Genomic DNA, 13,188 nt, shown 5'->3' with positions numbered 1-13,188 from the left:
AAGGACTCTTTTCATAATTAATTTTACTTAAACGCTAAATAAACATTCTAACATTTTAGCACGTTAAGTACGCAAGAACCGTATCTGTGGTGAAAAAAAGTTATGTATTTTACCACAGACGCACAGAGTTCACAGAGGAGCAGATGAATTTTTATCCCAGTATTGTATCCACGTTGACAAGACTTGTGAGGCATAGCTCTATGTTAGATTTGGCACTCTTAAGCGCCTGAAGGTAGTTAAAAATATGTTTGAGTCTAGAACATATTCGGACTTCTGTAATGATGGTATTCATCCTTGGCTAGAAATTCTAGCTATAATGTTTCAGGTATAATGTAAAGCAGAGCATAAATTCTTGAAGCTAGAAGGTTTTTTATGGATAACGAACAAAAAGTTTTAGAATTAAGTGGAGTACAAATTACCGAATCTTTATTATCAGATTTAGAAGAACTATCAAGATGTGCTGGAAAGCCTTATTCTGCTATTTTTGCTGATAGCTTACTGCGAAAAATACGCTCGATGATTGATACATGTATGGGAGACCCCTATACAGAAGTTGCAGTAGCGCTACATGATGCGCTAGCGAATCAAAATCGTTGGCTTGATTATAAGAATGAGCAATATAAAGGTGCTTATAATTTATTTTCATCTTTAGTCAATCAGAGAAAAATTAACAATACAGACGTTGAAAACTCAATAATAGCTTTAGATAGACTGGGCTTTAATACTATACCGTTTAGTGTTAGTTTTGATGATACCTCTGAAGAAGGACAAGAATTATAAATGCACGAGTCAGATAAATTAGCTGAAGGGACAGAAGAAACAAAGCATTTCTTAGATACTTCATTTGTTCGCTCATTATTACTTGCTTCACAAATTTACCAAACTTATCTAAATTCTTTTGTTAACAACCAACAGCTTTATATTTCCAACTATGTTCAGATGGAAATAAAACGCAGTTACTTATTGAATTTAATCTCTTTTTATTCTATTTTACGTTTCGGTGCTATTAATACTCTAGGAGATGCCATCAGTCTATGGAGCAATAGATTTAAAGGTAGCGAACTTAAAGCTATTTTACAGTTTATACCTCAATTCTTTGGAGATTATCAATTTAATCCTAACGACCCTCAAAATAAAGAAAAAGCTCTTTATCTTTTAGCAAGCTATATCAAGCGCTTTGAATTGTTATTAAGAACAAAATTTAAGCAAACAGAAGATTATACAGCTTGCGCGCGCGCTCTTGTACCCCTTGATGTTGATTTACAAAATCCGTTATCTGGTTTCAAAAAGTTTGTTTTAGAATTTGAAGATGTTAAAACTTGTCGAAGTAAATGTCAAATAGAACAATTTCTTTTAAACCAGTATCGTTCAGAAGTCGAGAAATTAATTGAAACAGCTAATAATCTACCACGAAATACTAATACAAGGGGATTTCTTAATATTGTAAACAATCTGAAAGAAATATTAGCAACGGGCACTGCAGCTTGTGACTGTAGAAGATGCGAAAAAATTGGGGACGTTGTTATTGCCTTAAATGCACCACGTAGTATGCAACTAGAACATACTGATATTTCATTTGATTATTTATGTCCCCCTATTAACCAGCCACATTATAAACATGCTTCGGAAAATCAGGTAATCATGAATATACCTGTACTCAATGATGAAGATTAAAGTATTATATGTGCCGAAACTTTGTACGAAAAGTGAGATGAAAAAGTTCGGCACTGTAACTATCTTCTTATTACATGTTCGTAAGGATTCAGCTAGAGTGGTTGGAACTCACAGCCAACCTGTTTCTTGCTGGTTATACACGCCGTGAAATACAAACAGCGCTAAATGATTTTTTGCTCGATAAACTTTCTGTTGGTAGCGAGAGTAAATCTAGCGGTCGCTCTAAAGCAATTTCAATACTTTCAAAAATATGGGTTACAATACTAGCAAAACTGGCGCCATTACGAGATGAAGCATTAGAATTTTTACAAAATACTCCCAAAGAACAACATCTACCCATACATTGGGGAATGACAATGGCTGTTTATCCATTTTTTGGCATTGTCGCAGAACATACTGGAAGGTTATTGAGACTACAAGGTTCATTTGCAGCAGGTTCGATACAAAGACGCTTACAAGAAAAACTAGGTGAACGGGAAACAGTATCGCGCGCGACTCAACGTGTACTGCGCTGCTTCGTTGATTGGGGTGTGCTACAAGATACGTCAGAAATAGGTGTATATCAACCAGGATTAACACAATTAATTGATAATAGAAAGCTAGCAGCATGGTTAGTAGAAGCTGCTTTAGTTGCAAGTGATTTTGATTCCCAAGCTTTAAGTGTAATTAGCCAAACCCCGGCATTATTTCCATTTGTTATTAATTCAATTAACCCCAGAGATTTTGAGGCTAATCAAAGACTTGAATTTTTCCACCAAGGACTAGATGAAAGAATGGTGATGCTGCATGGAGTATAACTGGCAACGGATGTAACGGATGTAACGGATGAAATACATAGCTTATCCGTTACATCCGTTGTATCTGTTGCAAATCTTTTCCATTTGTTAGGCAATATACGGGGTTTGGTGTGGGTTGATGTTGGATGTTGGGTTTCGCGCTGTGCGCTCCACCCAACCTACGTTTTATTGTTCTGTAACTACAGTTTGAGCTAGTTTTATTGTGGGGTCGGGGAGTATGTTGTAGCGGATGTATGTTCCTAGCACAACTAATAATATGATTATTAAGGCGCCTATACCTAGTGGACTTGGGAGCCAAAATACTACTTCGACGTGGTTAAGTGTACCTGGGTTGAGATGCCAAGTTAGTTGTTTGCCGTTGGTTTCGGGTAATACGGGGTTTTCTGTTGGTTCTACGACATTTTTGGCGCCCCACGGTGTTTTTAGGCTAAACTCTAGGTCTAATATTGAGGCTGCGTTTGCTAGTACGTTACCGTTATTGGATATTAATGCTAGCGAACTTAAGTCTAAGTCGTAAATTAACTTGTTCCGAATTAGTAACAGAAAGTTGTTCTGAAATAGTAGTATATTTGATTCAATTTTTGGTAAGTCTGTATTAACGTCTTTGTATTTACCTTTTTCATTGAGATTAGGGTTGAAGAATTTATTAAACTTGGTTTGTAATTCTTCGGCGTTGTTAAAGGGTATTGTGACGACAACTTCTTCTCTAGAAAGGCGCCGTATTTTACCATCAAGTTTACGCGCACGGCGTTCAATACTATCTAACCATTCATATACTGAGTCTCCACTAAATGTAGTAAGACGTTCGCCTAAGTGAATATGCTGCACAAACTCACCGTAGTTAGAGTTATTGAAGTTTACGCCAACGTCATATTTTACACAGCCTGATAACAATAAAGATGCTAAGGCTATTAAGAAAATAATCCGTGCGCGTTTTGAGATGCCTTGAAATAGACGTTTAAGATATTTAGTTTGTCTTGCAACCAGTCGAATCATATAGCTTTGTTCCTTGACGAGTTATGCATTAAAATTTAACCAAACTAAATATGAGAGCGTTACGGCAACCCCTATTAAAGCAACCCAAATAAAGCGATTATCTTCGGTGTTGACTTGGCTTAAGTCTACATATTCCTTTTGTGGTGCTTTTTGTGTATTCGATGAAGTGTTCGTTACAAACTTGGTTTTATCATTATTACTCGACGCGGCGCCCATATCTGGTATCTCTGTCAACCATTCTTTGGGGCGGTTCAATTTAGGCGCCTTCCAGATATACTGTAAGCGTTTTGCTTGTGTACTAGTATCAATATCAGGATGACGCTTAAGTTGCTCACATAAGTCAACAGCATCTTGGTTTCGTCCTGCTGCTTCATATGCTGTTGCCAACCAAATTTGCACCTCCCCACCAAAGCGGGTATTACGAGCAACAAGCGAATTCGCTCGCTCTAAACTTTCAACAGCTTCACGGTATTTCCCGTTTTCAAACGCCACTACCCCGCTTTGGTAAAGGCTTCTAGCCATTTCTGTACTATCTATACTCATTTTTATTGCATATCCCCTCAAAGCACTTCTTTTATTGTGCCAATTTTGGGAATATCTAACTCCGAAGCGAGCATCTGAAATATAAAAGTTATTTTATTCGATGCTTTTTAAGTGGTTATGGCACAGTGACACAGGTTTGTGGTATGTTTTACTTGCTTTATAAGAAATTTCATATAAAATCAGCGATGATGAAGATATTGTAGAGATTGCTTTACGTCCTCTAGTCTGGATGGGAGACTCTCGCAAAAACATCCGCGAGTTCCCGGAAGACGTACAAAAATCAGTAGGGTATGCGTTGCAATTAGTACAAGCAGGAGAAACACCTATGGAAGCTAAACGCTTTAAAGGAGTGGGAAGCGGTGTTTACGAAATTGTCAAACGGTATGATACTGATACATATAGAGCGGTTTACGCTGTTAAAATAGGGGAGAAAGTCTACGTTTTACACGCTTTTCAAAAAAAATCGAAACAAGGGATTAAAACCCCGCAGGCTGATATTGACTTAATTAAACAACGTTATAAGGACGCGCAGGAAAGGGAAAAACAAGCATGACACAAGAACCTGTTTTTGAAGAAAGCAGTGGTAATGTATTCGCTGACCTTGGTCTAGAGGATGCAGATGAACTTTTTACCCGTGGGAAAATAGGAATTCAGGTACTGCGTCTGTTGAAAGCGCGCGACCTAAAGCAGCGCGAAATTAGCGAACTTCTTGGTATTTCGCAGCCAGAAGTATCTCATTTAATGAAGGGAGAATTTCAACGCTTTAGTGAGGGTAAACTTCTAACTTTTCTTAAGCGACTCGATACGGAAATTACCTTACATCTTCGTCCTCGTCATGAAGGCACCACAATGAACGAAACTATAATCTCACTGTAGAAATTAGATTTTAGTGCTAAGTGTGATAGCCGTTGAAAATTCATTGGTGAACAGTTTGTTATAAATATCATTATCAGAGCTTAACCATTCTTCATAAGCTTGAATTATATCATTGACAAAATTCTTGCGTAAGTCCTGTTTATTTTAAAAATTCCTCAAATTGTTTAACCGCAATACTTGAGCCGACTTGCCAACCTCGTTCGATATATTGCGGTATCAAAGTTTTGACATCAAAATCAGGGAAAATACAACTTGTTTGGCTTTCGCTGTACTGTTTTTGATCATATTGGTAAATCAATAACCCACTTCTTCGATAAATCCACAGTTCTGTAGTAGCAATTACTTGGTAATCTTCTGGTTTTGTCATTGACGTTAAATCAACTTCAATGGCTAAATCAGGGGATGGGTCATTTTGTAAGTCAATACGTTCTTTACCTAAAATGCGTTGACGATTTTCGATGTAGAAGCAATAATCAGCTTCTGCTCCTTGTTGATTACTATACTTTAAAGTAATCGGTGTAAAAGCTTCCCATTTCTTAGAACTATTTCTGAGCAATGCTTTGACAAAATCTGCCAACATGTCAACATTTTTACCATGTCCGGGTAATGGAGACATAACCCTGATTTCACCAGTTAAACTACTATATTTAATTCTTAGTCCTGATTTATGCTGCCGACGAGCAAGTAAATCTTCGTAATTTTCCCACGTTCTACATCTCAGAATTAACTCATCACCTGGCGCCAGTTCTATCTTATCTTCAGTGATAGTAGGTAAAGTCATAAAAACCTCATGACAATGAATAATAAATTTGTTTTTGACAGGGCGCCATAATAATATTTTATTATGATAGTTCAATCTTTTGTAAGACTGTAACCTAATGGCAAACCATCTGAAGCTCTTAAGATAACGTAAGCTTTTTTGAAAAGAGGAGCGGATGTTTGTAGTCCTCGCCTATGTCTTCTTCGCTGAAAAGTCCCTGATATTTCTACTAAACGAACTTGAAGTTGGGCATCGGGGTCATCATCATCTATCGGTTCAGAGAACTGCCTAGCTCCAAAGTAAGTCATCAAAGCACATCTAATAACTGTTGAGTTAGTTGCTTTAAACCTTGCTCCTGATTGTAATGCTTTTTGTATCGCAGCTTCTTCACCAATATCGGCGCCTGGGTTAATTTCTTTAGGTAAACCAGGTAAGGGTTCATTATCTACTCCTGGTAGTTCATAGTTATTATTTTGATAATTTGGTGCTGGCATCATATACCTTAAAAGTTGATGTACAACTAGAGAATTTCATGTCTAGTCAAGAAGTTTTTGTATTCGGCGCCTCTTTTGCCCAACAACGGTTGTGGTTCTTTGACCAGCTTGTACCGGGCAATGCTATATATAATGTGCCTACGGTTATTCGTTTACATGGTTCGCTCAATCAAAGCGCGCTCGAATTTGCATTAAACGAAATTGTCCGGCGCCATGAAACATTACGCACTACATTTACAATACTCGAAGAGCAACTTGTGCAAGTTATTGCCCCAAGTTTGCTGATATCTATTAATACATTAGAGTTACCTGCACAACAAAGTGAAGCACAAGCTAAGTATATTATTACGCAAGAGATAGAGCGTCCTTTTGATTTGTCTTCAGGACCATTGCTACGAGTGATATTACTTAACCTTTCAGATAATGAGCATATTTTGTTACTGAATATGCATCATATTGTTTGCGATGACTGGTCTATTGGAGTGTTAATTAGTGAGTTAGGCGCCCTTTACACTGCCAAAATAAAAAATCAACCATCCCCGTTATCACAACTACCTTTACAATACGCTGATTTTGCGGAATGGCAACGCGAGTGGTTAACTGGAGAAGTTCTAGAAAATCAGTTAGCTTACTGGCGCCATCAATTAAATGGTATTACAATGCTGCCTTTACCTACCGATAAACGGCGCCCTAATATTCAAGCTTATCGTGGAGCTACACAATTTTTAGAGTTACCCCTCAGTTTAGTTGATGCACTCAAAAAAATATGTCAACTTGAAGGCGCCACTTTATATATGATATTGCTGGCAGCATTTCAAACATTGCTTTACCGCTATACATATTCTGATGATATAACCGTTGGTTCACCAATTGCCAACCGTAACCGTAGTGAAATTGAAGGATTAATTGGCTTTTTTGTCAATACTTTAGTGTTGCGTACCGATTTTTCAGGAAATCCAACTTTTAGCGAACTATTAGCCAGAGTACGGGAAGTTACATTAAAAGCATACAGTCATCAAGACTTGCCGTTTGAAAAGCTCGTTGAACATTTACAACCAGAACGCAATTTGAGCGCAAATCCTTTTTTTCAAGTTGTATTCGGTTTTGAAAATGCACCAATGCAGGAATTAGAACTGCCTGACTTGGCGCCAAGTTTTATGAATATAGATTTAAAAACAACTCGATTTGATTTAGAATTACACTTATGGAAATGTTCTTCTGATTTTAGAAGTTTATGGGGTGGAGACTGGAAACATTCAGAGGGAATTAGAGGAATAGTAGTATATAACTCTGATTTATTTGAAGGTGCTACTATTTCTAGAATGTTAAACCATTTTACAACACTTTTAGAAAGTATTGTTGCTAGCCCAGAAGAACGAATGGCGAATTTACCCATTTTAAGCGAACCAGAATTAAACCAAATATTGTTTGAATGGAATGATACTCAAAGCGATTATCCTTCAAATCAATGTATTCATAAATTATTTGAACAACAAGTTACACAATACAGTAATAATATTGCATTAGATTTTGAAAATGTAGAGACGCGATTAATCGCGTCTCTACAATATAACGAATTAAATAATCGCAGCAACAAGCTCGCGCATCATTTACAAAAATTAGGTGTAAATACAGAAGTTGTAGTTGGAATTTGCGCTGAAGCTTCAATTGATATGATTGTAGGAATGCTAGGTATATTAAAAGCAGGGGGAGCATATTTACCTTTAGACCCTAGCTATCCCCTAACGCGACTGAATTTTATGTTAAAAGATTCATCTGCTCAAGTTTTGCTCACACAAGAAAAATTTGCTCAATACTTTGAAAATTTCTCTAATCCAATTGTAAATTTAGATAAAGATTGGGAAATAATCGCACACGAAAGCAAACAAAACCTAAATAGCGAAACCAGAAGTGATAACTTAGCTTATATTATTTACACATCAGGTTCTACAGGTACACCGAAGGGAGTTGCAGTAACTCACAAATCAGTAAATAGATTAGTTCGCAATACTAACTATATAAATATCACTTCTAATGATAAAATAGCTCAAGTTTCAAATACTTCCTTCGATGCCGCAACATTTGAAATTTGGGGAGCATTACTAAACGGCGCCCAACTTATCGGCATTAGTAAACATATAATACTCTCACCAACCGAATTCGCATCACAGCTAAAACAAAAAGATATTAGTATCTTATTTTTAACAACTGCCTTATTCCAAAAAATTGCTAGAGATGTACCCCAAGCGTTTTCAACCTTAAAATACTTACTATTCGGCGGTGAAACAATTGATACTAGATGGGTAAAGAAAGTTATCCAGAATGGGGCGCCGCAGCAACTAATCCATGTTTATGGGCCAACTGAAAATACTACATTCTCTTCTTATTACCCCATACACGAACTACCATCAGCAACATCTATACCAATTGGGCGCCCAATTTCCAATACACAAATCTATATATTAGATACAAATTTACAACCTGTCCCCATCGGTGTTGTGGGGGAAATATATATAAGTGGTGATGGACTAGCGCGCGGCTATATAAATAATCTTGCAACAGATATCTTGTGGAATAATGTTGCAACAGATATCTTGTGGAGCGGGCATCCCTGCCCGCCCAGTACAGATGGAAGGGACGGGCAAGGATGCCCATTCCACAAGAGTCCATTCCACAAGAGTCCATTCCACAAGAGTCCCTTTTATAACAAATTGATTTATAAAACGGGTGATTTAGGAAAATATTTACCAGACGGAAACATAGAATTTATCGGTCGCATCGACAACCAAGTCAAAATTCGGGGTTTCCGCATTGAGTTAGAAGAAATAGAAATCCTTCTAAATCAACATCCAGCAGTTAGAGAAGCAGTAGTCATTGCTACTGAAGACATACCAGGTGATAAATATTTAGTTGCTTACATTGTGCCTCAACCGCAACAGCAAGTTACAACTAACAATCTACGCGCGTTTCTCAAGCAAAAATTACCAGAGTATATGATACCAGTCGCTTACGTAGTATTGGAATCATTACCATTAACACCAGTAGGTAAAGTAAATCGTCATGCCTTACCTAAGATAGATACGCTCAGTCTAAATGTAGAAGAAAATTATGTCGCACCTCAGACTGATGTCGAACAGGTGTTAGTGGAAATTTGGGCAAACATCTTGACAATGGGTAAACAACCTATAGGAATTCATGACAATTTCTTTGAACTGGGTGGTCATTCTTTACTTGCAACTCAGTTGACTTCCCGAATTCGAGATATTTTTCATATAGACTTGCCTTTACGCAGCTTGTTTGAGGCGCCGACTATTGCTAGTCTTGCCAAGTATATTCAAATGCACGCTTTAAATACCACCAGTTCGAATAATACCAATGTTGAGCAAGAAGAGGTTGAGTTTTGAATACAGTTGAATTTTTATCTTACCTTCACCAACTAAACATCCAAACTACTGTCGAAGACGAACGGTTGCTTTGCTCTGCTCCATCTGGTACCCTAACACCCGAACTACGTGCAGAAATTCAAAAACGCAAACCTGAAATTATCTCCTTTCTCAAAAAGACACCTAATACTAATACTGCAATACTACCTTTATGTGGAGGAGACGTGATATATCACGTCTCTACATCTGTAAACCCTCCTCTTTCTTTTGCTCAACAGCGTTTATGGTTTCTTGACCAGTTGTTTCCAAATAATCCTTTTTATAATGTCCCCTTCGCGCTTCGTCTCACAGGTACACTAGATATAGCAGCACTCGAATATACTTTTCAACAAATAATTCGGCGCCATGATGCTTTACGTACCAATTTTGGATTACACCAAGAACAACCAATTCAAGTTATTGCTCCCGAATTACAAACACCTTTAAAAATCATAGATTTACGTCATCTTGCAAAACATGAGCGTGAAATACAAGCGCAACAACTAATTAGTCAAGAAATTCAAAGTCCTTTCAATTTATCAAAAGGCTCTTTACTACGTATACTATTACTTAAGTTAGATGACACTGAGCATATATTGCTTATTAATCTGCACCACATCATTTCCGATGGTTGGTCTATTGGAGTGCTAATTAAAGAAATCGCAGCATTTTACCAAAACAAATCATTACCTCAATTACCGATTCAATATGCAGACTTTGCACGCTGGCAACGTCAATACCTCCAAGGAGATATATTACAGAACCAATTAAATTACTGGCGCCATCAGTTAGATAATATTTCAGTACTAAATTTACCAACAGATAGACCAAGACCAGAAGTAGCAACTTATAAAGGTGCAAGAAAATTTCTTCAATTACCTTCAAACCTAAGTCAAGCACTAAAAACTCTTTCAAAGCAAGAAGGAGTAACTTTATTTATTACCTTACTGACAGCATTCCAAACTTTACTTTACCGCTACACTCAACAAGATGATATTGTTATTGGTTCGCCAATTGCTAACCGTAACCGCAGTGAGGTAGAAGGGTTAATTGGCTTTTTTGTCAATAGTTTAGTGCTGCGTACAGATTTATCAGGTAATCCAACTTTTAAAGAATTATTATATCGAGTTAGAGAAGTCGCTTTAGGCGCCTATCAACATCAAGATTTGCCGTTTGAAAAATTGGTAGAATTGCTGCATCCAGAGCGTAACTTAAATCAAAACCCTCTGTTTCAAGTTGTATTCGCAATGCAAAATGCACCCCAGTCAACCTTAGAGTTACCTGGTTTGACTTTGAGTCCATTACAACTAAATTATGAAACAACACGGTTTGATTTAGAATTTCATTTATGGGAACAAGGTGAAAACGTATGGGTAAACTCAGAAGGAATTAGCGGTTTCGTAATATATAGTACTGATTTATTTGATGATGCGACAATTACCCGAATGCTAGGACATTTTCAAGTCTTACTCGAAGGTATTGTAAATAATCCAGAACAAAACATAGCAAATTTACCGCTATTAACCCAAGCAGAGCAACATCAGTTATTAGTAGAGTGGAATAATACTCATGTAAATTATCCTCAAGATAGATGCATTCATCAGTTATTTGAAGAACAAGTAGAAAAAAACAATAATGCGTTAGCGCTGGTATTTACAAATGTAGAGACGCGACATGTCGCGTCTCCTCCAGAATGCGAAAAGACGCGAAATTTCGCGTCTCTACAACAATACAATTACGACGAATTAAACATTCGCAGCAACAAAATAGGGCATTATTTACAAAAACTAGGTGTCGGCGCCGATGTTATAGTTGGACTATGTGTAGACCGTTCAATTGATTTAGTTGCGGGAATGCTTGGTATTCTCAAAGCGGGTGGTGCTTATTTACCTTTAGACCCTAGCTACCCAACCGCGCGTTTGAGTTATATGCTTGAAGATGCCCAAGTTAAAATTGTCTTAACTCAGCAGCAATGGGTCGAACATCTTGGTAAACATGAGTTACAAATAATTTGTTTAGATAACGATGAGGACATTGCTCAAGAACGCGAAGATAATCCTGATAGTAATATTACAATTAATAACCTTGCTTACGTTATTTATACTTCTGGTTCAACTGGAAAACCAAAGGGAGTTCAAATAGAACACCGTTCGTTATTAAATCTTGTCTATTGGCATCAAAAAACTTTTTGTATTTCACCTCAAGACCGAAGCTCACAAATCGCCTCTGTAGCATTTGATGCTTGTGTCTGGGAAATATTTGCTTATTTAAGTGCAGGGGCAAGCATTTATTTTCCAGATGATAATATAAGACGGGCGCCGGAACAACTCCAAGAATGGCTGAATAATAACGAAATTACAATAAGCTTTGTACCAACACCTTTATGTGAAAAACTTTTATTATTAGATTGGTCAAATAAAGCAACTAAGTTACGATTATTACTAACAGGTGGCGACAAACTGAATTATTATCCCACAACTGAGTATCCTTTTGTCGTTGTCAATAATTATGGGCCTACTGAAAATACTGTTGTCACAACTTCTGGCAATATTCCTACAATAGGTCGTCCAATTGCAAACACACAAGTTTACATACTTGATGAGCATTTACAACCTGTGCCAATTGGTGTAAAAGGTGAATTATACATTGCAGGAGATGGACTAGCGCGCGGTTATATTAATAATCCAGAATTAACAAACATCTTGTGGAGCGGGCATCCTTGCCCGCCTAGTATTAATATAAGGGACTACAAAATTTATAAAACAGGTGATTTAGGACGATATTTACCAGATGGCAATATCGAATTCTTAGGTCGTGTTGATAATCAAGTAAAAATTCGTGGTTATCGTATCGAGTTAGAAGAAATCGAAACCCTTCTCAACCAACATCCAGCAGTACAACAAGCTGTAGTTACAACGCAAAATACCACATCTCTACCAGAAAAACGGTTAACAGCTTACATAGTTCTAAACAAAACTCCCCACTCAGCACTCAGCACTCAGCACTCAGCACTCTTAGATGAACAAATTTATCAATGGCAGATGCTGTATAACGAAACTTATAATCAACCTGCTACTGAGTCAGACCCGACATTTAATATAGTAGGTTGGAATAGTAGTTATACAAAGGCGCCAATACCAGCAGAGTCTTTACGTGAGTGGGTAAATAACCAAGTCGCGCAAATTTTAGCTCTACAACCCAGTCGAGTCTTAGAAATTGGATGTGGTACTGGATTACTATTGTTTAGAATTGCACCTCATTGTACGAAATATTACGGGACAGATTTTTCTAGTGTTTCGCTCAATTATATTCGTCAACAGTTAGCACAAACGCCATATCAACAGGTAACATTATTAGAGAAAATGGCGCCCGATTTTGAGGGTATCGAAGCACAAGCTTTTGATGCGGTAATTCTCAATTCGGTTATACAGTATTTTCCTAGCATTGATTATTTAATACAAGTGTTAGAAGGCGCCTTAACAGCAATTGCTCCAGGTGGGTTTATATTTATAGGGGATGTGCGTAGTTTGCCACTATTGGGAGCATTTCATGCAGAAGTGGAACTGTATCAAGCAGAACCTTCGGTTACACGTACACAGTTGCAACAACGAGTGCAAATGCAAATT

General features: G+C 37.3%; 11 protein-coding genes. 7 read left to right on the top strand and 4 right to left on the bottom strand.

Translation table 11 applies throughout. The annotated features are described in order from the left end of the window. The first annotated feature begins 372 nt into the window (after positions 1-372). The 3 genes from DSM106972_RS50365 to DSM106972_RS50355 all read left to right on the top strand — a co-directional run bounded on the left by DSM106972_RS50365 (position 373) and on the right by DSM106972_RS50355 (position 2,471). Complete coding sequence (locus tag DSM106972_RS50365) at positions 373-780, top strand: hypothetical protein (RefSeq protein WP_127087753.1); 408 nt, start codon at positions 373-375, stop codon at positions 778-780. After that, entirely contained in the window at positions 781-1,674 is an 894-nt protein-coding gene (locus DSM106972_RS50360; RefSeq protein WP_127087752.1) for a hypothetical protein, read from the top strand. It begins immediately after the preceding gene. 74 nt (positions 1,675-1,748) lie between these two features. After that, entirely contained in the window at positions 1,749-2,471 is a 723-nt protein-coding gene (locus DSM106972_RS50355) for a hypothetical protein (RefSeq protein WP_127087751.1), read from the top strand. Positions 2,472-2,636: 165 nt separating this feature from the next. Here the strand turns inward: DSM106972_RS50355 and DSM106972_RS50350 are convergent, their stop codons facing one another. Together DSM106972_RS50350 and DSM106972_RS50345 are read right to left on the bottom strand one after the other, a co-directional pair. Next, a complete protein-coding gene (locus DSM106972_RS50350; protein ID WP_186538379.1) occupies positions 2,637-3,467 on the bottom strand; it encodes a DUF3153 domain-containing protein in 831 nt (276 codons plus the stop codon). Between the two features lie 21 nt (positions 3,468-3,488). Beyond that, positions 3,489-4,010, bottom strand: coding sequence for a tetratricopeptide repeat protein (locus tag DSM106972_RS50345; RefSeq protein WP_127087750.1), 522 nt, complete (start codon positions 4,008-4,010; stop codon positions 3,489-3,491). Between the two features lie 178 nt (positions 4,011-4,188). Between DSM106972_RS50345 and DSM106972_RS50340 the strand changes: the two genes are divergently transcribed. After that, positions 4,189-4,563 carry a type II toxin-antitoxin system RelE/ParE family toxin gene (locus DSM106972_RS50340; protein WP_127087749.1) on the top strand — a complete coding sequence of 125 codons (375 nt, stop codon included), beginning with the start codon at positions 4,189-4,191 and terminating at the stop codon, positions 4,561-4,563. Next, on the top strand, positions 4,560-4,886 hold the full coding sequence (locus DSM106972_RS50335; protein ID WP_127087748.1) for a helix-turn-helix domain-containing protein: 327 nt from the start codon (positions 4,560-4,562) through the stop codon (positions 4,884-4,886). The genes DSM106972_RS50340 and DSM106972_RS50335 overlap by 4 nt, the downstream gene beginning before the upstream one ends. Before the next feature lie 139 nt (positions 4,887-5,025). Here DSM106972_RS50335 and DSM106972_RS50330 read toward each other — a convergent pair whose 3' ends face one another. Together DSM106972_RS50330 and DSM106972_RS50325 are read right to left on the bottom strand one after the other, a co-directional pair. After that, positions 5,026-5,667: a Uma2 family endonuclease gene (locus DSM106972_RS50330; protein ID WP_127087747.1), complete on the bottom strand. Its 642-nt coding sequence runs from the start codon at positions 5,665-5,667 to the stop codon at positions 5,026-5,028. A 71-nt stretch (positions 5,668-5,738) separates the two neighbouring features. Then, positions 5,739-6,143 carry a hypothetical protein gene (locus tag DSM106972_RS50325; RefSeq protein WP_127087746.1) on the bottom strand — a complete coding sequence of 135 codons (405 nt, stop codon included), beginning with the start codon at positions 6,141-6,143 and terminating at the stop codon, positions 5,739-5,741. A gap of 35 nt (positions 6,144-6,178) precedes the next feature. On the opposite strand from DSM106972_RS50325, the gene DSM106972_RS50320 reads away from it, so the two are divergent. Both DSM106972_RS50320 and DSM106972_RS50315 read left to right on the top strand, forming a co-directional pair. Then, a complete protein-coding gene (locus DSM106972_RS50320; RefSeq protein ID WP_127087745.1) occupies positions 6,179-9,544 on the top strand; it encodes a non-ribosomal peptide synthetase in 3,366 nt (1,121 codons plus the stop codon). Then, the coding region (locus tag DSM106972_RS50315) for an amino acid adenylation domain-containing protein (RefSeq protein ID WP_127087744.1) at positions 9,541-13,188 on the top strand (3,648 nt) is incomplete at its 3' end. The genes DSM106972_RS50320 and DSM106972_RS50315, both read left to right, overlap by 4 nt.

The organism is Dulcicalothrix desertica PCC 7102 (genome assembly GCF_003991905.1).
Lineage (GTDB): Bacteria > Cyanobacteriota > Cyanobacteriia > Cyanobacteriales > Nostocaceae > Dulcicalothrix > Dulcicalothrix desertica.
This window is presented reverse-complemented; position numbering and strand designations above follow the sequence as displayed.